19 protein-coding genes and 1 tRNA gene are annotated in these 21,423 nt (G+C 71.9%); 11 read left to right on the top strand and 9 right to left on the bottom strand.

What is annotated here, in order from left to right; genetic code table 11:
- Positions 1-321: 321 nt before the first annotated feature.
- On the top strand, positions 322-609 hold the full coding sequence (locus tag AC5L38_RS04795) for an HU family DNA-binding protein (RefSeq protein WP_495241507.1): 288 nt from the start codon (positions 322-324) through the stop codon (positions 607-609).
- Between the two features lie 148 nt (positions 610-757).
- On the opposite strand, the gene AC5L38_RS04790 is transcribed toward AC5L38_RS04795, so the two are convergent.
- From AC5L38_RS04790 to AC5L38_RS04770, 5 genes are all read right to left on the bottom strand, one after another.
- Positions 758-891 (bottom strand) — tRNA-OTHER (locus tag AC5L38_RS04790).
- Positions 892-1,014: 123 nt separating this feature from the next.
- Positions 1,015-1,749: a DUF7873 family protein gene (locus tag AC5L38_RS04785; protein ID WP_495241506.1), complete on the bottom strand. Its 735-nt coding sequence runs from the start codon at positions 1,747-1,749 to the stop codon at positions 1,015-1,017.
- 217 nt (positions 1,750-1,966) lie between these two features.
- Complete coding sequence (locus AC5L38_RS04780) at positions 1,967-2,782, bottom strand: ABC transporter ATP-binding protein (protein WP_495241505.1); 816 nt, start codon at positions 2,780-2,782, stop codon at positions 1,967-1,969.
- A gap of 84 nt (positions 2,783-2,866) precedes the next feature.
- Positions 2,867-4,504: a protein kinase domain-containing protein gene (locus AC5L38_RS04775; protein WP_495241549.1), complete on the bottom strand. Its 1,638-nt coding sequence runs from the start codon at positions 4,502-4,504 to the stop codon at positions 2,867-2,869.
- Positions 4,505-4,766: 262 nt separating this feature from the next.
- Positions 4,767-5,957, bottom strand: coding sequence for an alpha/beta hydrolase (locus tag AC5L38_RS04770; RefSeq protein ID WP_495241504.1), 1,191 nt, complete (start codon positions 5,955-5,957; stop codon positions 4,767-4,769).
- A 268-nt stretch (positions 5,958-6,225) separates the two neighbouring features.
- Here AC5L38_RS04770 and AC5L38_RS04765 point away from each other — a divergent pair, with 268 nt between their 5' ends.
- From AC5L38_RS04765 to AC5L38_RS04745, 5 genes are all read left to right on the top strand, one after another.
- Complete coding sequence (locus tag AC5L38_RS04765; RefSeq protein WP_495241548.1) at positions 6,226-7,008, top strand: ABC transporter permease; 783 nt, start codon at positions 6,226-6,228, stop codon at positions 7,006-7,008.
- Positions 7,009-7,080: 72 nt separating this feature from the next.
- Positions 7,081-7,869: an ABC transporter permease gene (locus AC5L38_RS04760; RefSeq protein ID WP_495241503.1), complete on the top strand. Its 789-nt coding sequence runs from the start codon at positions 7,081-7,083 to the stop codon at positions 7,867-7,869.
- Positions 7,870-7,872: 3 nt separating this feature from the next.
- Positions 7,873-8,622 (top strand): ABC transporter ATP-binding protein, encoded by a 750-nt coding sequence (locus tag AC5L38_RS04755; protein WP_495241502.1) that lies wholly within the window; start codon positions 7,873-7,875, stop codon positions 8,620-8,622.
- A gap of 457 nt (positions 8,623-9,079) precedes the next feature.
- Entirely contained in the window at positions 9,080-9,910 is an 831-nt protein-coding gene (locus AC5L38_RS04750) for a helix-turn-helix transcriptional regulator (RefSeq protein ID WP_495241501.1), read from the top strand.
- Positions 9,907-11,451 (top strand): sensor histidine kinase, encoded by a 1,545-nt coding sequence (locus AC5L38_RS04745; protein WP_495241500.1) that lies wholly within the window; start codon positions 9,907-9,909, stop codon positions 11,449-11,451. The genes AC5L38_RS04750 and AC5L38_RS04745 overlap by 4 nt, the downstream gene beginning before the upstream one ends.
- Positions 11,452-11,572: 121 nt before the next feature.
- On the opposite strand, the gene AC5L38_RS04740 is transcribed toward AC5L38_RS04745, so the two are convergent.
- Positions 11,573-12,046: a hypothetical protein gene (locus AC5L38_RS04740; RefSeq protein WP_495241499.1), complete on the bottom strand. Its 474-nt coding sequence runs from the start codon at positions 12,044-12,046 to the stop codon at positions 11,573-11,575.
- A gap of 102 nt (positions 12,047-12,148) precedes the next feature.
- On the opposite strand from AC5L38_RS04740, the gene AC5L38_RS04735 reads away from it, so the two are divergent.
- The 3 genes from AC5L38_RS04735 to AC5L38_RS04725 all read left to right on the top strand — a co-directional run bounded on the left by AC5L38_RS04735 (position 12,149) and on the right by AC5L38_RS04725 (position 15,242).
- Entirely contained in the window at positions 12,149-12,700 is a 552-nt protein-coding gene (locus tag AC5L38_RS04735) for an MFS transporter (protein WP_495241498.1), read from the top strand.
- 51 nt (positions 12,701-12,751) lie between these two features.
- A complete protein-coding gene (locus tag AC5L38_RS04730; RefSeq protein WP_495241497.1) occupies positions 12,752-13,495 on the top strand; it encodes a YcnI family copper-binding membrane protein in 744 nt (247 codons plus the stop codon).
- A gap of 334 nt (positions 13,496-13,829) precedes the next feature.
- A complete protein-coding gene (locus AC5L38_RS04725) occupies positions 13,830-15,242 on the top strand; it encodes an ABC transporter substrate-binding protein (protein ID WP_495241496.1) in 1,413 nt (470 codons plus the stop codon).
- Between the two features lie 82 nt (positions 15,243-15,324).
- Here AC5L38_RS04725 and AC5L38_RS04720 read toward each other — a convergent pair whose 3' ends face one another.
- The 3 genes from AC5L38_RS04720 to AC5L38_RS04710 form a co-directional block, all read right to left on the bottom strand.
- Positions 15,325-16,164, bottom strand: coding sequence for an ABC transporter permease (locus AC5L38_RS04720; RefSeq protein WP_495241495.1), 840 nt, complete (start codon positions 16,162-16,164; stop codon positions 15,325-15,327).
- Positions 16,165-16,489: 325 nt separating this feature from the next.
- Positions 16,490-17,608, bottom strand: a complete 1,119-nt coding sequence (locus AC5L38_RS04715; RefSeq protein ID WP_495241494.1) for an ABC transporter ATP-binding protein — start codon at positions 17,606-17,608, stop codon at positions 16,490-16,492.
- A 179-nt stretch (positions 17,609-17,787) separates the two neighbouring features.
- Complete coding sequence (locus tag AC5L38_RS04710; RefSeq protein WP_495241493.1) at positions 17,788-18,975, bottom strand: LolA family protein; 1,188 nt, start codon at positions 18,973-18,975, stop codon at positions 17,788-17,790.
- A 172-nt stretch (positions 18,976-19,147) separates the two neighbouring features.
- Between AC5L38_RS04710 and AC5L38_RS04705 the strand changes: the two genes are divergently transcribed.
- Positions 19,148-19,822, top strand: a complete 675-nt coding sequence (locus AC5L38_RS04705) for a response regulator transcription factor (RefSeq protein ID WP_389908188.1) — start codon at positions 19,148-19,150, stop codon at positions 19,820-19,822.
- On the top strand, positions 19,812-21,398 hold the full coding sequence (locus tag AC5L38_RS04700; RefSeq protein WP_495241492.1) for a sensor histidine kinase: 1,587 nt from the start codon (positions 19,812-19,814) through the stop codon (positions 21,396-21,398). Before AC5L38_RS04705 ends, AC5L38_RS04700 begins: the two co-directional genes overlap by 11 nt.
- The last annotated feature ends 25 nt before the right edge of the window (positions 21,399-21,423 follow it).

Below are 21,423 nucleotides of genomic sequence, written 5' to 3'. Positions count from 1 at the left end.
CAATGTTGGATCACGGCCGAGTCTTGTCCGGGGCGTGTGTCAACTTCTGCGACCCCTGGGGCGTCGAGTAGTCAGGGAGGCTCGATGGATGTTCTGATCGGCCTCATTGACGAAGATCTCCTCCTGGAGCTCATCCTCGTCGAGGCACTGCACACGGAGGCGGAACGGCTGGCCGCCCAGCCCGACCGCTGACGAGGACGGGTGCCCGCCACCCGATACGGCGGGCACCCGCGCCCCCCGGCGCGCGGGCGAGGGCGAAGGCCTCACGCGAGTGGAGAACGGGGCTCGATTCACCGGGTGGTGATGGCGTTAACTGTCCCTATGAACAAGCGCGAGCTGATCGAGAAGGCCGCCGCCGAGGCCGGGCTCACCCGCAGGCAGACCGGCGCGGCCCTCGACGCGATCCTGGGGACGATCCAGACGGCCGTGGCGGCCGAGGACAAGGTGGCGATCCCCGGGTTCGGGTCCTTCGAGATGGTGCACAAGGCCGCCCGCACCGGGCGCAACCCGCAGACCGGGGAACCACTGGAGATCGCGGAGACCTGGACCGCGAAGTTCAAGCCCAGCCCGGGGTTCATGGGCCTGATCCGCCAGCGCAAGAAGGACTGAGCCGCCCGGGTGGAGAGCGGCGGCGGCCCCCGGGGAAGTATCCATTCCCCGAGGGCCTGGAGTGCCGCCATGTCGCGGCACCGGCACGTTTAAGGATCCGGGTCACTCATGATGAGGTCGCACTCTGCCGTTAAGTTATAGGCGCATGTGGAGCACCCAGCGGGATTCGAACCCGCACTCGACCATCGTCGCCCGTATCCGTTCGATCCGGCGCCCGGCGGCGAATGCTGAATCTGGAGCGAGAGCCTGAGCTTGAGCGGCTGCCTCTGCCTGTTGGGCTACCCCGGCAGGTGGTGCCGGGGGAGGGACTCGAACCCCCACTGTGGCCACGTGTCAGTCTGACGGTTCAGTTTCAGCTTTCGCGCTTTCGCGCATCCCCGCGCTCCGGCGGGGAGTCCTGTGATCTTACCCGAGCAGGTAGCCCAGCACCTTCTCACCGACGCGCTGGTAGGTGATCTCGGTGCCGTTGGCCTCCTCCCGGGCGAACTTCACCGCGTTCTGCAGCCTGCCGACCCGCTCCAGGAGCTCGTTGACCCGCTTCTGCGGCACGGCCCCGGAGAAGGTGACCTTGGTCCAGAAGCCGACGACGATGTCCTCGTGGTAGACCTCGACCTGGGCGGGGTGCTTCTCGGTGGCCTCGGCCTTGACGTGGTTGCGGGGCACCTTCTTGGTACGGGTCGTCTTGACCGGCTCGGTCCGCCAGCAGTCGGTCGACTGGTCCAGCGTCCAGGTCTCGGCGGCGTCCAGGACCGGCAGCTTGGAGACGAAGGTGTGCAGGTCGACCAGCTGCTTCTCCAGGAACAGGAGATAGGTGACGGGCACGTCCTCCAGGAGGGTGGAGCCGTCGACCTTCACGTCGGCCCGCGCGGAGCAGTTGGCCCAGTCCTTGGTGGCGGTGACGTCGAACAGCCTGGTGAGCGCGGCACCGACCTGCTTGAGCAGCTCCTCACCCTGCACCTGCACCCGGGTCGACTCCGGGGGCAGCCGCTCGCCCTCGTCGTCGATGGGCTGGTAGGTCCGCGAGAGGCCCGACAGCAGGGCGTTCTTCTGGATCGTGTGATAAGCGTCGGTCACCTTGCGCTGGGTGTCGGACTTGACGCCCTTCTCCACGGCGAGGATCTGGTTCAGCTTGGTCGCCATGCGTGACACCGTACCGGGAAGATCACCCGCATAACACCGCTTTTCCCGCAGATCGCCCGCGTTCCGGCCGTCCCTCACCGGCCCCGCCCGCCCCACGACCGGGTGACGCCGACCTCACCGGCCCCGCCCGCCCCCACGACCGGGTGACGCCGCCCTACGCCGACCTACGCCGCCCGTTCACGGCCGCCCGCGCGAAGCCCGGCCCGCCGCGCGCCCCTCAGCCGCGTACCGCGCGAGCGGACCAGCGGCCGTCGAGGCGGTCGACGCGCAGCGGGCGCCCGAAGCACTCCGACAGGTTCTCCGCGGTCAGGATCTCCACCACCGGCCCGCCCACCTGGACGCGGGCGTCGCGCATCAGCAGGGCGTGGGTCGTGGTCGCCGGGACCTCCTCCAGGTGGTGGGTGACGGTGACCGTGGTCAGCGCCGGACGGGTCGCCGCCAGGTCCTCCACCGCGGTGATCAGGTCCTCGCGGGCGGGCAGGTCCAGCCCGGCGAACGGCTCGTCCAGCAGCAGGACCACCGGATCGGCCATCAGCGCCCTGGCGACGCGGACGCGGGCCCGCTCCCCCTGGGAGCAGACGCGGAAGAGCCGGTCCGCGAGGTCCTTGCAGCCCATGTCGGCCAGCAGCCGGTGGGCGCGCTCGTGCTCGGCGGGACCGTAGCGGTCCCACAGCGGGGCGCTGGTCCCGGTGTGGCCGGTCAGGACGACGGTGTGCGCGGTGGCGCCCTCCTCCTCCAGCAGCTCCTCGTCGACGAGCCGCTGGCTGGCCGCGACGAGGCCGATGTGGCGGCGCAGCTCCCGCAGGTCGACCCGGCCCAGCCGCTGGCCGAGCACGGTGACGGCCCCCTCGGTGGGGTGGCGCACGGCGGCGGCCAGCGACAGCAGCGTGGTCTTCCCCGCCCCGTTGGGACCGAGCACCACCCAGTGCTCGCCGTACCCGACCCGCCAGCCGATGTCGTCCAGCAGGGTGCGTCCGACCACCCGGACCCCGACGCCGCTCAGTTCCACCGCACCGGCCACAGGCCCGCCCATCGGTATCCCCCTCCGCCTCGATTCGCGGCGCTCACTTTAACCGATGCACCGATATCTCCTCGTAATTCGTCCTAAAAGGATGACTCAGCCCATCTGTATGGAGGGACCCGGGGTGGGCTGCGGGGTGATGGTCGTCCCCGAGGGGGCGGGGGCGGTGGGCGTCGGGGACGGGCTCTCCCCGTCGCCGGTCTGCGGGATCTGGGTGAAGGAGGGCTTGGGATCACCCGAGGGCTTCGGGCAGTCCCTGGTCCTGCCCCTGCCCTTGGCGGTCGCGTCCGCGCAGTCGCGCGGGCCGTCGCCCTCGTCCGGGGAGTCGCCCGAGCCGCGGGGCCCCCGGGGACGCTCCGGCGGCGGATCCTCCCGGCCGTCGTGGCCGTCGTGGCCGTCGAGGCCCGAGGTGGGCAGCGAGACGGTCCTGGTGGCGGTGATCTGGACGGTGGAGGGGGTCGTCGGCGCCGGCACGCGCGTCCTGCCGGAGAGCGGGCGGGTGCCGGGGCTGAAGACGGAGGCCGAGGGCGTGCCGTCGGCGGGCAGGACCAGCGGCACCGGCTCGGGGACACCGGAACCGCCGGCGGGGTCGGGCCCGCCGCCGCCGGTCGCGGCGGCCACGGTGACCGCCGCCATGGAGACCGTGGCCAGCGCCGCGAAGCCGGCCTGCGACAGGTGCGCGCCCTTGCGCGCCCCGGCCCTGCGGGCCCCCTTGCCGGAGATCCTCGCCGGGACCGAGGGCTCGTCGTGCAGCGGGGAGGGCGGCGCGAAGGACGAGGACGACAACGACGACAACGACGGCGCGGACGGCGCCGCGAGGCGCACCCTGCCGGACCCCGGGGTGTAGGGCACCGGCGTCCAGATCTCCGCCAGCACCTCGGCGACCGCCTCGCGCAGGTCCCACGGGTCGCCCACGCCACCCGCGGCGAGCAGCGCGCCGAGCAGGTCGGCGGCCCCGGGCCGCTCGGCGGGGTTCTTGGCCAGGGACGCCTCGACCGCCGGGCGCAGCAGCGCGGGCACCGAGGCCACCCTCGGCGGCTCGACCAGGATGCGCCGGGTCAGCACGTCCGCCTCCCCCGCCCCGAAGGGATGGTGGCCGGCGGCCGCGTAGGCGATCAGACAGCCCCAGGCGAAGACGTCGGAGGCGGGCAGCGCGAGCCCCCCGGTGAGCCGCTCGGGGGCGACCCAGCCGGGACTGCCCATGACCTGCCCGGCCTGCGTGTGCGCGGCGAGCACGTCGACGTCCCTGGCGATACCGAAGTCGATCACCCGGGGACCGGTGTCCGACAGCAGCACGTTGCCGGGCTTGAGGTCGCGGTGGACCAGCCCCGCCTCGTGCACCGCCACCAGGGCCGCGGCCACCCCCAGGGCGACGCCGTACGCCAGGTCGGGGGTGAGGGGGCCGTGCGCGGAGACCACCTGGGACAGCGCGGGGCCGGGGACGTACTCCGACACCAGATAGGGGCGGTCCCTGTCGGTGCCGTCCTCGATCACCGCGGCGGTGCAGAAGGGCACCACTCTCCGGGAGAATTGCACTTCCTCGGCGAAACGGGCGCGGAGCGTGGCATCGTTGAGATGCATCGGGTGCGGCGTCTTGAGCGCCACCACCCCGCCCTGCGGGTGTTCGGCCAGATAGACGATGCCCATCCCGCCCACCCCGAGGCGGCCGAGCAGCAGATAGCGGCCGATGATGACCGGGTCCCCGACGGTCAGCGGCCGCACACCGGTCGGCATGCCGTTCACGGGACCTGCTCCCCCACGTGCCATCCTCGTTGAGCCTCTCGTGCGCGGGCTACGGCAAGCACACTGTGGCGGGAATCGGGCGTCCTTCGCTCCCGACCGGCCAGAAGGGATATGAGAGGTAAGGCGAATGATCCCTCAGGGTAAGGAATCCATGGTGTGAGGGATGCCCTTGGGACGGAGCGGAGCGGTGTGACCAGCGGGAAAGGCGGGCGCGGCCTCTCGCGGGCGCACGTCCCGGCACCCCCCGCGCGCCTCAGGCGGCGGCGGAACCGGAGCGCCCGGAGCGGTTGCGCCGAGCCGTGACGGGGGCGGCGGGGACGTCCTCGGGAGAGGGAACCGGCTGGGCGAGACCGGGAACGGCGAGGCCCGGCAGGAGGAGATCCGGCACGGCGAGGTCCGGGGCGGAGAGATCCGGGACGACGAGGTCCGGGCCGGAGAGGTCCGGCACGGAAAGATCCGGGCCGGAGAGGTCGGACGCGACACGGCCGGGCAGGAGGTCCTGGGTCGCGGCCAGGAAGCGGGCGATGTGCGGATACACCTCGCGGGCCTCGGGGACGACGTCGGCGAGGATGGCGAAGACGTGCGGCATGCGGGGCCACTCCTCGTACGTGACCGGCACCCCGGCGGCACGGGCCCGCTCGGCCACCCGGCGGCCCTCGTCGCGCAGCACCTCGGTGGAGCCGGTGACGATCATCAGCGGGGGCAGGCCCGTGTAGTCGCCGAGCACCGGGGACAGCAGGGGGTCCTGGGGGTCCAGACCCGCGGTCCAGCGGCGGGCGAGCCAGTCGACGCGGCCGGCCGGGATCATCGGGTCAAGCAGCCGGTTGACCCTGCGGGGCGCGCCGGTCAGGTCCGCCCACGGGGACAGGCACACGGCCGCGGCCGGCAGCGGCATGTCCCGGTCGCGAAGCGCCAGAAGCGTGGCCAGGGTGAGGTGGCCCCCGGCGGAATCCCCGGCGAAGACGATGTCGGCGGGGTCGTACCCACGTCCCAGAAGACATCGGTAGGCGGCGATGGCGTCCTCCAGGGCCTCCGCGGGCCGGTGGACGGGGCCCTGGCGGTAGTCGACCGACAGCACCGGGCGCCGGGTCGCGGCCGACAGGCGCCAGGTGATCGGCCGGTGGGTCGCCGGGGAGCAGGAGAAGTAGCCGCCGCCGTGGAAGTAGAGCAGGACCCTGCCCTCGTCGAGCTCCTCACCCGCACGGACCCACTCCCCCGGGCACGCCCCCTCCTCGTCGGGGGTCACGCGCACGTGGACGGGAAGGCGGAACGGCACCCTGCCCGCCAGCGCGACGATGCGGGAGGCCGCGGCGAAGCCGACGTCGTTTCTCAGCAGCAGGTCGGAGATCGGCTTGAAGGTGCCGCGCATGATCGCGTTGAGGGTCGCGGCCTGCCAGCTGAAGGGGTAGGCCGGACTGACGTCCATATTGATCTCGTCGCGCATGGGGGACCTCCACAAAAGGACATTCCCCCCAGAATGGTCTTTTATCGGCGATTGCACATATCGGGGAGATTACAACTACGTATCACGCAGGTATATCTCACCCTGAGGCCACACTCGAACACCGAACGTCACCATCCCCCGAACCCCCGGACCAACCCCCTCCCGGCGACCGGCCCCGCCCGGCACACCCCCGAAAACTCGTTGCCTCCCCCCAGAGCGCCCACGAGGATAGGAGGGTTGTCCTGACATCCCCGGGGAGGCAGTCTTCCTGCTCTACGCGCGCATCATCGGATACGGCTTCCGCCGCCACTCCACCTACCGCGCCGCCGCCATCGCCGGAGCATTCACCAACACCGTCTTCGGCATCCTCCGCGCCTACGTCCTGATCGCCCTCTGGCAGGCCCGCCCCGGCCTCGCCGGATACGACCTCGCCGACGCCGTGACCTTCTGCTTCCTCAGCCAGGCCTTCATCGGCCCCATGCAGGTCTTCGGCGGCGGCCTGGAACTCTCCGAACGCGTGCGCAGCGGCGACGTGGCCCTCGACCTGCTCCGCCCCGCGTCCCTGCAGATGTGGAGCCTCGCCGACGAACTCGGCCGGGCCGCCTACCTCTTCGTCGTCCGCAGCCTGCCGCCCACGGCCGTCGGCGCCGCACTCTTCGGCCTCGTCGCACCGGACGACCTCCCCACCTTCCTGTCCTTCATGGCCGGCTTCGTCCTCGCGGTGATCGTCAGCTTCGCCCTCCGCTACCTCGTCGCGCTGTCGGCCTGCTGGGTCGTCGACGACAGGGGCGTGCAGACGATGTCGCTGGTGATGACCCTCTTCTTCAGCGGCATGGTCCTGCCCCTCAACCTCTTCCCCGGCTGGCTCGGCACCCTGGCGCAGGCACTCCCCTGGTCGGCCATGGTCCAGGTCCCCGCCGACCTCTACCTCGGCAAGCGCGACGTCCTGGAGGCCCTGGCGTTCCAGGCCACCTGGGCGGTGACACTGCTGGCCCTGGGAGCCCTGGCCACGAACGCGGCCCGCAGGAAGGTCGTGATCCAAGGTGGGTGACGACACCGGGAACACCGGACACCACCGGCACACGGCACCCGCGGCACCGAAGGCGGCCGAAGGAGGCCCGCCGTGGTGAGGACGTACCTCCTGCTGGCCTGGACCTGGCTGAGGGCCTCGGCCCAGTACCCAAGATCAATGATCATGATGATGGCGGGCTCGTTCGCCGTCAACGCGCTCGACGTGGCGGCGATCTGGGTCATCTTCGAGCACACCGGATCGCTGGGCGGATTCACCATGCCCGAGGTGATGTTCCTGTACGGCACAGCCGGCCTGTCCTTCGCGCTGGCCGACATGCTCTTCGGCAACGTCGACCGGCTCAGCCAGCACATCAGAAGCGGCGGCTTCGACGTCATGCTGATCCGCCCGGCGAGCGCGTTCATCCAGATGGCCGTCGACCGCTTCGGAGTGCACCGCTTCGGCAGGCTGGCCCAGGCGGCCGTCGTGCTCGCCGTCGCCGTGCCCCAGCTCGGCCTGAGCTGGGACAGGGCCTGGATGATCCCGCTGATGGTCGCGTGCGGGCTCGTCATCTTCACCTCGATCTTCGCCCTCGGCGGGGCCGCCCAGTTCCTGCTGACCGACGCCCCCGAGGTGGCCAACGCCTTCACCTACGGAGGCGGCACCCTCACCCAGTACCCCCTGAGCGTCTACGGCTCCGAACTCGCCAAGGGCGTCACCTTCGTCGTGCCGCTGGCGTTCGTGAACTGGCAGCCCGCGCTGTTCGTGCTCGACCGCGACGACCCGCTCGGCCTGCCGCACTGGCTCCGCTTCGCCTCACCCCTGGCGGCCGTCGCCCTGGCCGCCGTCGCCGCCCTCGCCTGGCGGGCGGGCATCCGCCGCTACCGTTCGACGGGAAGTTGACACATGATCGAACTCGACCGGGTCGGCCGCTCGTTCACCGTGGGCCGCCGCAGGACCAGGAAGACCGTGCACGCCGTACGGGATCTGTCGTTCGCCGTGGAGGCCGGGGAGTTCGTCGGCTACCTCGGCCCCAACGGCGCGGGCAAGTCCACCACCATCAAGATGCTCACCGGCATCCTGGCGCCGACCTCGGGGAGCATCCGGGTGGCCGGGCTCGATCCGACCCGCCGCCGCACGGCGCTGGCGCGCAGGATCGGGGTGGTGTTCGGCCAGCGGACGACCCTGTGGTGGGACCTGCCGCTGCGGGACAGTTTCGAGCTGGTCCGACACCTGTACAAAGTAGATCAAAAGGATTTCCGGCGAAGGCTCGACGAGCTGACCGAACTCCTCGGCCTCGCCGACTTCATGACCACCCCGGTCCGCCAGCTCAGCCTCGGCCAGCGCATGCGCGGCGACATCACCGCCGCCCTCCTGCACGACCCCACCGTGCTGGTGCTCGACGAGCCCACGATCGGCCTGGACGTGGTCAGCAAGGCCGCCATGCGCGACTTCCTGCGACGCCTCAACGCCGACCGGGGCACCACCGTCCTGCTCACCACCCACGACATGGGCGACATCGAGAAGCTCTGCCGCCGCGTGATGCTGATCGACCACGGCAGCCTGGCCTTCGACGGCACCCTCGACGACCTGCGCGCCACCGCCCCCGGGGAGGCCTCCATGGAGGAGGTCGTCGCCCGCCTCTACTCCGGCTGACCGCCGCACGTCCGGGAACGGGCCACGGCCGGGTGGCGGGAGCGGTTTCCCAGGCCACCCACGGCCAGGAGGCCGAGACGTCCGCCAGGAATCTCCAGAGGAGACCACTGTGACGTTAATCACATTTCGATGATCCACCAGTGCTGGGAACATCCTTCACTCGCGTTTGAAACCCCCTTGACCCATCACGGCCCCTCCATACGAAAAACCAGTTTTCGGAGACCGTTTTCCCTCGCTCTTTACTCCTGGAATCCCCCGCGCGTAGCCACAAATGCCATCGGGAAGACAAAGGTGAAACGCAACCGAACGGGATCCGACGATCATCGATCCGGAGGGGAAGACGATCGGAAAGAAACCTTATAAAAACGCTCCTACCAGCACGTACGTCAAGTCCAGGGGGCGTTCGTGGGAGTAATACTGCCACCTTCTCAAATGGGTTCTGGCATACCGTAACGCTATGGACAGCGACAATCTCCTGGGTGAGTTCCTCCGCGCTCGGCGTGAACTCACCACCCCCGAACAGGTGGGCCTCCTGCCTGCCGGTTCCCGGCGGACGCCGGGGCTGCGCCGGGAAGAGGTGGCGATGCTGGCCGGAGTCAGCACCGACTACTACATCCGCCTGGAGCAGGGCCGGGAGCGTCACCCGTCCGAGCGGGTGCTCAGCGCCCTCATGCAGGTCCTCGACCTCAACGCCGACGCCGCGGCGCACATGCACGAGCTGGCGCACCCCTGGCCGCGACAGCTCAACGGCACCGACCAGCCGAACCGGGTCAAGCCTGCGGTGGTACGGCTGATACGGAGCTGGCCCTACACTCCGGCGATCGTGACCAGCCGCTGGATGGACGTTCTGGCCTCCAACCAGATGGCCGACGCCCTCTACGACGGGCTGGAGCACAGGGACAACCTGCTCCGGCTGATCTTCCTCGACCCCGCCGCCCGCCGGTTCTACCGGGACTGGGAGGAGTGCGCCCGCGCCAAGGTGGCCCAGCTGCGCGCCATCGCGGGCGCGGACCTCGACGACCCGCACCTGACCGACCTGGTCGGCGAGCTCTCGCTCAAGAGCACGGACTTCCGCCGGTTGTGGGCGCGCCACGACGTGTGCAGCGCGAACGTCGCGACCAAGAACTTCCGCCACCACGACGTCGGCGACCTGACGCTCACGTACGAGATGTTCAACATCAACGGCTCCACGGGCCAGAAGCTGATCGTCTTCCAGGCCGAGCCCGGAAGCCCCTCGGCCCACGCCCTGGACCTGCTGGGCAGCCTGTCGGCGTTGACGTCGCCATGAGGGGGTCGCGCCTGCGCTCGATCCAAGCGCGCTACACGATCATCACGACGATGCTGCTGCTGGTCATCCTCGCCCTGGTGGGGACGAGCATCGACATGGCGATCCGCTACCGGATCCAGGACGACGGCTTCGGCAACGCCGAGCGGGTCGCCAGCCAGTGGAGCGCGCTGGTGCGGATCGGCGACATCCCCAACCCGATCCCCGCCACCTCGCCGGTCGACCTCGTCCAGCTGGTGAACTCCCACGGCGTGGTCATCAACTCCAGCAGGCAGGCCATAGGCCTGCCGCCGATCAGCATGAGCCGCCCTCCGGCCGACGACCGGTTCCAGCAGCTGACCGAGGGATCCGTCATGGTCATGGCCATCCGGGTCAGCCCCGCGGCCGACTCCCCGGTGGTCTACGCGGGCCTGGAGGAACCCGCCATCCTGCACGAGCACCACCTGGAGTACTTCATCGCCGCGGGTGTCCTCGTCCTCCTGGCCCTCGCGGCCTGGATGACCTGGTGCGTCGTGGGACGGACGCTACGCCCGGTGGCGGCGATCCGCGCCCGGATGTCCGAGATCACGGTGAGCGACCTGAGCCTGAGAGTGCCCATCCCCTCGGGCGAGGACGAGATCGCGCTGCTCGCCCGTACCGCCAACCAGACCCTCGCCCGCCTGGAGGAGGCCGTGGAGCAGCAGCGCCGTTTCGCCTCCACCGCCTCCCACGAGCTCAGGACCCCGATCGCGGGCCTGCGCGTGCAGCTGGAGGAGGCCCTGCTCTACCCCGACGACATCGATCCGCGCGACACCATCCGGGGGGCGCTGACGGCCAGCGGCCGGCTCGAGGCGATCGTCAACGACCTGCTGCAGCTGGCCCGGCTGCGCGCCGCCGACCCCGCGCCCCAGGAGCTGATCGATCTGGGCGCCCTCGTGACGGAGGAGGCGGCCCAGGGCACCGGGATGCCGGTACGGGTGCGGGTGACCGACCGCGTGCAGGTCAGGGGCTCCCGGATCCAGCTGATCCGGGTGGTGGGCAACCTGCTGAGCAACGCGCGGCGGCACGCCGACAGCCGCGTCGAGGTCTCCGTCGGCTTCGCGGACGGCAAGGCCGTCGTGGCCGTGGTCGACGACGGCGCCGGCATCGCGCCCGCCGACCGCGAGCGCGTCTTCGAACGCTTCACCCGCCTGGACGACGGGCGGCTGCGCGACTCCGGCGGCAGCGGGCTCGGCCTCGCCATCTCCCGCGACATCGCCCACGCCCACCAGGGATCCCTGCTGATCGAGGACTCTCCGCGAGGGGCCCGGTTCGTGCTGCGGCTCCCGGCGGAGGACACGCGACCGCTCGGGGCCGGCCAGGAGCTCCAGCGCACCGGCGCGGGCAGGACCGCCCCGCCCCCCAGGAGGGCGACCGGCAAGGAGCCCGCCGTCAAGGAGCCCACCCGCGAGGAAGATCTTCGCAGGGAGGCCTCCCGGCAGGAGGGCTCCGGGAAGGGGATGACCCGCGAGGAGGACACCTCCGAGGAGGGCCCTGTCAGCTGGGCCGGTCACCGCCGGCGCTGACCGGGGTCACGGCCCGGGGCCGCCGGATGGGCGCCGCCGGACGCGCGGGAACGACGGGCACCCGGGAGAAGACGCGCGGCGACGGGCACCCGGGGATGGACACGCCCCAGGTGATCAAGGGTCAGCGGTAACCCTGGTCGTCGGACTCCTCGTACTCCTCCTCGCCCCGGAACCGGGGCGCCCAGCGGGAGGGCATCAGCACCGGCAGGAACAGCAGGATGCCGACAAGCGCGTAGACACCGGTGGTCAGCAGCAGGCCCATGCCGCGACCGGCCTGCAGCAGCACCTCGTGGAAGGTCGGGTCGTCGGGGACCAGACCCATCGCGCGCCTGACGTCCAGGGCGTAGACCACCGTCCAGGCGAGCAGAACCATCGACGGGACGAAGGCCGCCAGCGGGGAGACGCGACCGGCGACCACCAGGCCGACCAGGAGGCCGATCCCGGCCATCACCCCGAGGGCGATCCAGGTCTTCGGGCCGCTCTCCGCGGGAAGGGGCGCCAGGCTCGCCCCCGCCTCCTGCACGGCCCAGCCCGCGCCGAAGAGAAGCACAGCCGCCACGATCAGCCCGACGAGCACCCCAACGACGTGCCGCATCGCCACCACCTCGGCTTGAAGGACCTGTCACGGTCGCGGCAACCATAGCGACAAAAACACCAGAACGGCAGACAGCTTGGGCGTGAGAACATATGGGTCACCATGCGTGCCCGCCTCCCGTTACGCCTCATGCGCGCGGCCACCTTCTCGGCCGTCTGCCTGGCACTCGCCGTCCTCGGCCACGTGGCCGCGGGCGGTTCCTGGCCGCGGCCGTGGGCGGTGGCCGCGGCGGGAGCGGCGGTCATGGCGATGGCCGCGCTGCTCGCCGGGCGCGAACGGTCGACGGTGACGATCAACGGCGGGCTCGCCGCCCTGCAGCTGTCGCTGCACGAGCTGTTCGCCCTCGGGGACGCCGCGGGGATCCCGCCCCCGCATCCGCACGCCAGGGGGCTGGGCGAGAGCCTCGGCATGCTCGTCGCGCACCTCACCGCGACCCTGATCACCGGGTGGTGGCTGGCCCGCGGCGAGAGCGCCCTGTGGGTGCTGCTCCGTTCGGCCGGCCGCCGCCTCGGCGCCATGTTCCCGCTGCTGCGCCCCCCGGCCGCCGTCGCCCTTCCGCGAGGCCCCGCGTACGCCCCGGTCACGCCCGTTCCCGCGCGTGCCCTCCTCCGTCACTCCGTCAGCCGGCGCGGTCCTCCGCTTCCCGCCGCCTGACCCGGCCCCGGAAAATCCCGAATCCCGAAGTTCCCGAAGTGGAGAACCCCCATGTCGCTCTCGCACGCCTGCCGCCGCCTGGCCGCCGTCGCCGCCGCCACCACCGCGCTCACCCTCGCCCTCGCCCTCCCCGCCCTCGCGCACGTCACCATCAACCCCGGCACCGCCGTGCAGGGCGGCTTCACCAAGGTCGCCTTCCGGGTCCCGAACGAGCGTGACGACGCCTCGACGACCAAGCTGGAGGTGGCCTTCCCCACCGACCACCCGCTGGCCTTCGTCTCGGTCAAGCCGGTGCCCGGCTGGGACGTCAAGGTGGTCGAGGGCAAGCTGCCCAAGCCGGTCACCACCGAGTACGGCGAGCTCACCGAGGCGGTCACGAAGGTCACCTGGTCGGGCGGGAAGATCGAGCCCGGCCAGTTCCAGGAGTTCGAGGTGTCCATGGGCGCGCTGCCCACCGACACCGACCAGCTCGTCTTCCCCGCCACCCAGACCTACAGCGGCGGCGAGGTCGTCAAGTGGGCGGACGAGCCCAAGGCCGACGGCTCCGAGCCCGAGCGCCCGGCCCCGACGCTGAAGCTCACCCCCGCCCCCGCCGAGGGAGACGGCCACGGCGCCTCCACCGCCCCCTCGGCCGCGGCCTCGGCCCCGGCGACGTCGGCGCCGTCGGTGGCTCCGGTCGCCGCCTCGGAGAGCTCGGACGGCACCGCCCGCCTGCTCGGCGGGGCCGGGCTGGTGCTCGGGCTCGCCGGGCTCGTGGTCGCGGCGTTCGGCCTGCGCCGGGGCCGCACCTCCTGAGTGCCTCCTGAGTGCCTTTCAGGCGCCTTCTGACCACCCTTCCGATCCGGATCTCCTTCGGGTCGCGTGGGACGGCCCCGGGAAACATCCTTTCCCGGGGCCGTCCCATGTCTCGCCCCCGGCGGCGGAGCGACGTCGTGCCGCGAGACGGGCAACCGACCGCGCGTTGTGGAAATGTTTGCAGCTCAGGGCAGCGTTCTATCGGTATGTACGTTGCGCCGCGCCTCCCGCGCCGTCCCACCCCCTTCCTCTCCCGCGGCACCGCCGGTTCCACCGGCTCCGTCGGCCGGGGTCGCCGGGCAACGTTCTTCCGCTCCCCAGGGAGGTCCCCGTCATGCGGCACACCAAGTACGCCACAGCTGTCGCCGCGCTCTCCGTCGTCCTGCTCGCCCCGGCGGCCTGCGGCGTGCCGCCCTACCACAGCTCGCAGTCTCCGGCGCCTGAGATCAAGGCCTCCGCCATCGAGAAGGCACTGCGGACCAGGACCACGCTGACGTTCTGGTCGTGGGTGCCCAATCTCCAGAAGACGGTGGCGCTGTTCCAGCGGGAGTACCCCAAAATCAAGATCAATCTGGTCGACGCCGGCCGGTCCAGGAGCGAGTACGCCAAGCTCCGGGCGGCGCTGAAGGCCGGCACCGGCGCTCCCGACCTGGCGCAGATCGAGTACTTCGCGCTGCCCCGCTTCGCGTTCTCCGGAACCCTGGCCGACCTCAACCCGTACGGCGCCGAAGAGCTGGTGAAGAAGTTCACCCCCTCCGCCTGGGACCAGGTCGACCTCAACGGCAGCGTCTACGCGGTCCCGCAGGACACCGGCCCGATGACCATGATCTACCGCAAGGACGTCTTCGACCGGCTCGGGCTGGCGCCACCGAGAACCTGGGATGAGTTCGTGACGGTCGCCGAGGCGATCAAGAAGAAGGACCCTCACCTCTTCGTCACCAGCGTCGACCCGACCGACTCCGGCATCGCCGACAGCCTGATCTGGCAGGCGGGCGGGCGGCCGTTCGGCATCCAGAACGCCACGACCATCCGGATCGACCTGCAGGACAAGGGGAGCAGGCGCTGGGCCGGGCTGTGGACGAGGCTGTCGCGCGAAAGGCTCGTCGAGCCGGCCGTGACCTGGACCGACGCGTGGTGGAGGAACATGGCGAGCGGCAGGTACGCGCTGTGGCTGACGGGCGCCTGGGCACCCGGCGTCATCGAGGGCGCGATCCCGCAGACCAGCGGCAAGTGGCGTGCCGCGCCCCTCCCGCGCTGGAACGCCGGGAAACCGGTCAACGCGGAGAACGGCGGCTCCGGCGTGTCCGTGCTCTCGACGAGCGAACACCGGCTCGCCGCCTTCGGCTTCGCCCGATGGCTGAACTCCGATCCCAGGGCGGTCAGGTCGCTGAACACCGCCTCCGGGGTCTTCCCCGCGACGACCGATCTGCTGGGAAGCCGGGAGTTCCTCGACGTCAAGATCCCGATCCTGGGCGGCCAGCAGGCGAACAGGCTGTTCAGCAAGGGGTCCACGCAGGTGGCGACGGGCTGGCAGTACCTGCCGTTCCAGCTCTACGCCAACGGTCTCTTCGGCGGCAGCGTGGGGCGTTCGCTCTCGAACGCCGGCGACCTCGACACCGGTCTGAAGGCCTGGCAGCGGCAACTCAGCGCCTACGCGCGGCGGCAGGGCTTCAAGGTCTTCCCCGGCGACAGGCTCTCCCATCGCCGCCCTGACGGCCGGGAACACTTCGGGAGGTACGGGTGGTGAGAACGGGCACCCCCGCGGGGGCACCGGGAGCGAGCCGCCCGGCCCCCGGGAACCCCGGGGGCCGGGACAGGGCGTGGCAGGGTCAGGCGGTGATGTCCTTGCCGGTGAAGCGCGCCCAGGCGACGGAGCCGAAGATGGCGGTGTAGGCGGCGAAGACCAGCAGCCCCTGCCCCATCTCACCGGTGGCCATCGGATCCCGCAGGACGCCGTCGAAGCCGCTCCACCACTCGGTGAGCAGGTACGGCCGGATCATCGACAGCTGCGGGATGACCCCCAGCACCTGGACCACGATGACGACGACCACGGTCGAGGCGATGGCCCCGACGGACACCTCGGTCAGGGTCGACAGGGCCAGCGCGATGGCGGCCAGGGCGGCCATGCCCGCGGTGACGTACAGCACGACGACGCCGATCCGCAGCACGCCGTCGAGGAAGGGGATCGTCCCTCCCGACAGCAGCGTGATCGGACCCGCGGGGAACAGCAGCAGGCCGACGAGCAGCGCGGACAGCGCCACCGCGGTGACGGCGGCCAGGCAGAAGAGGACCACGGCGAGGTACTTGACGGCCAGCAGGCGGGTCCGGCCGGCCGGGGCCGCGAGCAGGTAGCGCAACGTGCCGATGCCCGCCTCCCCCGCGATCGAGTCCCCGGCGACGATCGCGACGGCGACCGGCAGCAGCAGCTGTACCAGGACCGAGAGCGCGGCGAAGGTGAGGAACAGCCCGTTCCCGGTGACCTGCTCGAAGATCGCCGCCCCGCCCCCGCCGCCCCCGTCGCCCATGGACCCGCTGAACGTCCGCAGCGTGATCCCGATCAGCGCCGGGATCACGGCGAGCACCGCGAGCATGGCGATGTTCCTCGGCCGCCGGAAGGTCAGGCCGACCTCCGAGCCGAGCAGCCGCAGCCACGCCCGGGGAGCGCTCACCGGCCGCCCGGCGAGGGCCGGACCCGCGAGGGCGCGCCCGCGGCCCGCGGGGGCCGTCCCCGGCACGGACGCCGTTCCAGGCGCGGACACCGTTCCCGGCACGGACGCCGTTCCCGGTCCGGAGGTCGCCGGCGGCGCGGGGACCGTTTCCGGTCCGGACGCCGTTCCCGGTCCGGAGGTCGCCGGCGGCGTGGGGACCGTTTCCGGCGAGGTCGCTCCCGGCGGGGTCGTTCCCGGAGCGAAGCCCGTCCCCGTGACGGGGTCCCCGCCGGGAGCCGCGCGTGCGGCACGTGTGGCGTTCTCGGTGGACACGGCTTCCTTCCCGCTAACCGTCGACATCGAATCCCTCCCCGGTCAGGCCCACGAACATGTCCTCAAGGCTGGGCCGCTGGACGGCCAGGCCGCGGACGGCGACGCCTCCGGCGACCAGGGCCGCGCACACCCGCTCCGGCACGCCGGCTCCCAGCTCGGCGCTGACGTCGCCCTCGCCGAGACGGATCTCCGGCAGGCCGAGCCCGGCCAGCACGGCCGCCGCCTCGGCCGTGTCGGGGGTCTCCACCCGGATCCTGACCGCCTCCCCCGAGCGCAGCTCGGCGATGGATCCCTGGGCGACGAGCCGCCCGGTCCGCATGACGGCGACGTGGGAGCACATCTGCTCCACCTCGGCCAGCAGGTGGGAGGAGACGAACACCGTCGTCCCCTCGGCGGCGATCTCCTTGACCAGGCCGCGCACCTCGCGGGTGCCCTGCGGGTCCAGGCCGTTGGTCGGCTCGTCGAGGATCAGCAGCTCCCTCGGGCCGAGCAGCGCGGCGGCGATGGCGAGCCGCTGGCGCATGCCGAGCGAGTAGGCCCGGTAGCGCTTGCGGGCCGCGGCGGCCAGGCCCACCCTCTCCAGCGCGTACCCGATCCTGGCCGAGACGGTGCGCGGATCGGCCGAAGGGTCGGCGGCGTCGTAGCGGCGCAGGTTGGCCTCGCCGGACAGGTACGGATAGAAGGCGGGCCCCTCGACCAGGGCCCCCACCCTGGGCAGCACCCCGCCCGCCCCCCTGGGCATCGGCGTGCCGAGCAGTCGCCACTCCCCCGCCGTCGGGGCCACCAGGCCGAGCAGCATGCGGATCGTGGTCGTCTTCCCCGAGCCGTTGGGACCGAGGAAGCCGAACACCGACCCGCCGGGTACGGCCAGGTCGAGGGCGTCCACGGCCACCTGGCCGCTCCTGAAGCGCTTGGTCAGCCCGCTGGTGACGATGGCGAGCCCCTCTGAGGAGGGGCTCGGGGCCGGCCCCTCGGCGGTCAGCACGGCGCCCCCTCCCGCCGGGCCTTCCCGGACCTCGCCGGAGCGGCTCTCCCCGCCTCCGCCGGCCCTCACGTTCTGGACGATCGGCACTTCTCCCCCACTGCTCGTCGGTTCCGGGACGGCCACGCGGCCGTCCCGGTCGGATCTCACGCCCTGAACGTTCACGAGCGCCCACGAACACCCGTGAACGGGTGAACACGAACGACCCGCGAGGCCCGGACGGCGTCCCCGATTCACGCCGCCGGACCCGGCCGCCGGACCTGGCCGGCGGATCCCGCCGATAGCCTGGCGCCTCCCGCGCGGGGGGCGTCAGGCTCCCGGCGCCGGTCTCACTTCTGGCCGGCCGCCTCGGCCAGCTTCTCCGGGGTGACGGCGCCGACCAGCAGGCGGCCGTCGTCGGTCAGCAGCGCGGAGATCAGCTTGGTCTGGACGACCTTGCCGCTGCCCCACGTGCCGCTGATCGGCTTGGCCGACTTCAGCAGGGCGTCGACGGCCGCACCGGCGTCCTGTCCGGCGGAGCCCTCACCCTCGGGAGCCGAGGTCAGCTTCTCCATCTCGGGGGCGGGGATCACCGCGACCGTGGTCCAGCCCTCTCCGACGGTCTTGGCCTTCGCCCTGATCTCCTCGCCCTCCTTGAGCTTCTCGCCCTGCCGCGCCCCGTCCTTTTCGGCGAGGTCGCCGATCGACGTCTCCTCGACCTTGGCCCCCGCGGGCGGGGTGAAGGTGAAGTTCTCCGCGGCGGGCGGGGAGAACGTGACCGAGGTGAAGCCGACCTCGAAGGCCGGCTCGGCCGCGTTCTTGGCGTACACCTGGATCCGCAGCGGGACGAAGGTCTCCCCGTCCAGCGCCAGCTTGATCTCCCTGACCAGGGACGAGGGGTCCTTGGGCGCGAGGACGAGCTGGTAGGCCGCGCGGTCGGCGACCTTCTCGGTGCTGGTCACGCTGACCGCGGTGTCGGCGCCGATCCGTCCCAGCAGATCCTGGGCGAGCTGCTGCGGCGTGGTCGCGGTGGGCAGCGCCTTGTGCGCGCCGCCGGCCCAGTCGCCCGGCTTCGGCTCCTTGTGGCCCTCGGCGCTCCCCGCCTTGACCCGGGTGGCCTTGTTGACGTCGCTCTGCCACAGCCACACCTGGTCGCCGTTGACGATCAGGTCGGTCTCGCTCATCCGTCCCGGGAGGGCGAAGCGGACCTTGTCCTCCCCGCCGTACCAGACCTTGAGCTCGTGCGAACCCGACAGCAGGGCGGCGGGCGAGGACCCGCCCGTGCCCGACAGGCCGGGCAGCGCGGGCAGCCCGAGCGACGCGGTCTGCATGACGGTGCCCGACATGGGCTTCAGCCCGCCGCGGCCCGCCTGGGCGGCGCTCGCCAGCAGTTGCTCGGCGGTGCGCTCGGGCAGTGTGGGATCCCCCTGGACGGCGGCGATGACCGGTCCGGCTCCGATGGCTCCGGCGACCAGCGCGGTCGCGGCGACCGGCACGGCCCACCTCAACGCGCGGCCCCGTCTCGCTTGCTCAGACATCTCATTCCTCCACGGTATGCCGTCGATCCCTGACAACAGCAGCCTGCGTGACAGGTCCTGTGCCGAAGCTGAGACAGACTGAGAGGACTCACAGGGTTCTCAGCCGCCTCTCAGGCCGGGTGGTCGAGGATGAGCAGGTCCAGGCGGCGGCAGGTGGTGAAAGGGGCGGTTCATGCGGGTTCTCGTCGTGGAGGACGAGCGGAGGATGGCCGCCGCTCTGCAACGTGGCCTGCAGGCCGAGGGGTTCGCGGTCGACCTCGCGCACGACGGGGAGGACGGCCTGCACCAGGCCAGGCACGGCGAGTACGACATCGTGGTGCTGGACATCATGCTGCCCAAGATCTCCGGCTACAACGTCTGCAAGCAGTTGCGGGCCGAGGAGAACTGGGTGCCGATCCTGATGCTGTCGGCCAAGGACGGCGAGTACGACATGGCCGACGGGCTCGACCTCGGCGCCGACGACTACCTGACCAAGCCGTTCTCGTACGTGGTGCTGGTCGCCCGGCTGAGAGCGCTGCTGCGGCGCGGGGCGAACCGGCGCCCGTCCGTGCTGAGGGCCGGGGACCTGGCGCTCGACCCGGCGCGGCGACGGGTCACCAGGGGCGAGACGCCGGTGGAACTGACGCCCAGGGAGTTCGCGCTGCTGGAGTTCCTGATCCGCCACCACGACGAGGTGGTCTCCAAGACGGAGATCCTGGAGCACGTCTGGGACACCTTCGACACCGATCCCAACGTGGTCGAGGTCTACGTCGGCTACCTGCGGCGCAAGATCGACGTGCCGTTCTCCCGGAACGCGCTGCAGACGGTACGGGGAGCGGGATACCGGCTGGCCGGCGATGGCGGCTGACCCCGCCCCCCGTGCCCGCACCGGCGCGGTCTCCCCGGCCGACGCGGTCGCGCACGGGGGAGCGCGCGCGGTCGGCCTGTGGCGGCGCAAGAGCCTGCGCTTCCGGCTGACGGCGGTCGCCTCGGCCGTGCTGGCGGTGGCGCTGGTGGTCTCGGCCTACGTGATGATCGCCGTGCTCGGCAACGCGCTGCTGGCCACCATCGACGACGCGATCTACCAGCGGACCAGGGAGACGGTCTCGCTGGCCGACGCCGGGCGGCTGCCCGACGAGATGACCTCGCCCGACGGCACGCTCCTGCAGGTGATCGACGGCACGGGGCGGATCACCCACACGACCACCGGCACCGACAGGCTGGTGCCGCTGCTGGACGCCGGGGAGCGGGCGGCGGCCGCCGCCAGGGGCGAGGCGCGCTTCCTGGACGGCAAGCCGTACGGCATCCCGCACGTGCTCCGCGTCCGGGTGCTCCGCGCCGACCGGGGGCAGACGGTGATCGCGGCGCGTCCCTTCAGCGAGGTGCAGACCAGCGTCTCCACGGCCGGGCACGTGCTGGTCATCGGTACGCCGCTGCTGCTGATCCTGCTCGCGGGAGCCAGCTGGGTGATCATCGGTGGGACCCTGCGGCCGATCGCGGCGCTGCGCCGGGGCGCGGACGAGATCACCGACACCGCCCGCTCGCGCCGCCTGCCGGTGCCCGAGGCACGCGACGAGGTGCACAGCCTGGCCACGACGCTGAACGCGATGCTGGCCCGGCTGGAGAAGGCCGGCGTCCGGCAGCGGGCCCTGGTCTCGGACGCGGCGCACGAACTGCGCAGCCCGCTGGCGAGCATCCGGCTCCAGCTGGAGGTGGCGCTCGGCCACCCCGAGGGGCAGGACTGGCGGGAGACGGCCGAGGGCGTGCTGGAGGACACCATGCGCCTGTCCAGGCTGGCCGAGGACCTGCTCTCGCTGGCCCGTCTGGACGAGCGCGGCGGCACGCCCGCGCGGGGGGAGCCGGTGGAGCTGGACCAGCTGGTCGCGCAGGCCGTCGAGCGCTACGGCGAGGCCGTCACAGTGCGGATCGCGGGCGAGCCGGGTCATGGATCGGTTCACGGCCCGGAGCACGAACCCGATCACGTGCCCGAGCACGGGCCGGAGCACGGGCCGGAGCACGGGCCGGAGCACGGGCCGGAGCACGGGCCGGAGCACGAACCCGACGCGGCCCGCGAACCGGGGAACGGGCCGGAGGGCAGGCCGCTCCGGGTCACCGGGGACGCGCTGGACCTGAGCCGGGTGCTGGTCAACCTGGTCGACAACGCGCTGCGGCACACCTCCGCCCCGGTGCTCGTCGAGCTGCGGGCCGAGGGGGCCGACGCCGTGCTGACCGTCACCGACGACGGGCCAGGCATTCCCGAGACCGACCGGGAACGGGTCTTCGACCGGTTCACCCGGCTGGACAGCGCGCGCAGCCGCGACGAGGGGGGAGCCGGGCTGGGCCTGGCCATCGTGCGCGAGACGGTCCACGCCCACGGCGGCGCGGTCCACCTGGAGGACGCCTCCCCGGGCCTCCGCGCGGTCGTACGGCTTCCGCTATCTTGACCGAGGCTTGTGAATCACCTGCTTG

The organism is Streptosporangium nanhuense, from assembly GCF_059358815.1.
This window is presented reverse-complemented; position numbering and strand designations above follow the sequence as displayed.

Excerpts from the sequence above, each read along its gene's own strand:
- AC5L38_RS04705 (WP_389908188.1), top strand. The coding sequence starts at position 19,148 with ATGCGGGTTCTCGTCGTGGAGGACGAGCGGAGGATGGCCGCCGCTCTG.
- AC5L38_RS04770 (WP_495241504.1), bottom strand. The coding sequence starts at position 5,957 with ATGCGCGACGAGATCAATATGGACGTCAGTCCGGCCTACCCCTTCAGC.
- AC5L38_RS04775 (WP_495241549.1), bottom strand. The coding sequence starts at position 4,504 with ATGCCGACCGGTGTGCGGCCGCTGACCGTCGGGGACCCGGTCATCATC.
- AC5L38_RS04795 (WP_495241507.1), top strand. The coding sequence starts at position 322 with ATGAACAAGCGCGAGCTGATCGAGAAGGCCGCCGCCGAGGCCGGGCTC.
- AC5L38_RS04700 (WP_495241492.1), top strand. The coding sequence starts at position 19,812 with ATGGCGGCTGACCCCGCCCCCCGTGCCCGCACCGGCGCGGTCTCCCCG.
- AC5L38_RS04735 (WP_495241498.1), top strand. The coding sequence starts at position 12,149 with ATGCGTGCCCGCCTCCCGTTACGCCTCATGCGCGCGGCCACCTTCTCG.
- AC5L38_RS04785 (WP_495241506.1), bottom strand. The coding sequence starts at position 1,749 with ATGGCGACCAAGCTGAACCAGATCCTCGCCGTGGAGAAGGGCGTCAAG.
- AC5L38_RS04725 (WP_495241496.1), top strand. The coding sequence starts at position 13,830 with ATGCGGCACACCAAGTACGCCACAGCTGTCGCCGCGCTCTCCGTCGTC.
- AC5L38_RS04750 (WP_495241501.1), top strand. The coding sequence starts at position 9,080 with ATGGACAGCGACAATCTCCTGGGTGAGTTCCTCCGCGCTCGGCGTGAA.
- AC5L38_RS04710 (WP_495241493.1), bottom strand. The coding sequence starts at position 18,975 with ATGTCTGAGCAAGCGAGACGGGGCCGCGCGTTGAGGTGGGCCGTGCCG.
- AC5L38_RS04745 (WP_495241500.1), top strand. The coding sequence starts at position 9,907 with ATGAGGGGGTCGCGCCTGCGCTCGATCCAAGCGCGCTACACGATCATC.
- AC5L38_RS04755 (WP_495241502.1), top strand. The coding sequence starts at position 7,873 with ATGATCGAACTCGACCGGGTCGGCCGCTCGTTCACCGTGGGCCGCCGC.
- AC5L38_RS04780 (WP_495241505.1), bottom strand. The coding sequence starts at position 2,782 with ATGGGCGGGCCTGTGGCCGGTGCGGTGGAACTGAGCGGCGTCGGGGTC.
- AC5L38_RS04740 (WP_495241499.1), bottom strand. The coding sequence starts at position 12,046 with ATGCGGCACGTCGTTGGGGTGCTCGTCGGGCTGATCGTGGCGGCTGTG.
- AC5L38_RS04730 (WP_495241497.1), top strand. The coding sequence starts at position 12,752 with ATGTCGCTCTCGCACGCCTGCCGCCGCCTGGCCGCCGTCGCCGCCGCC.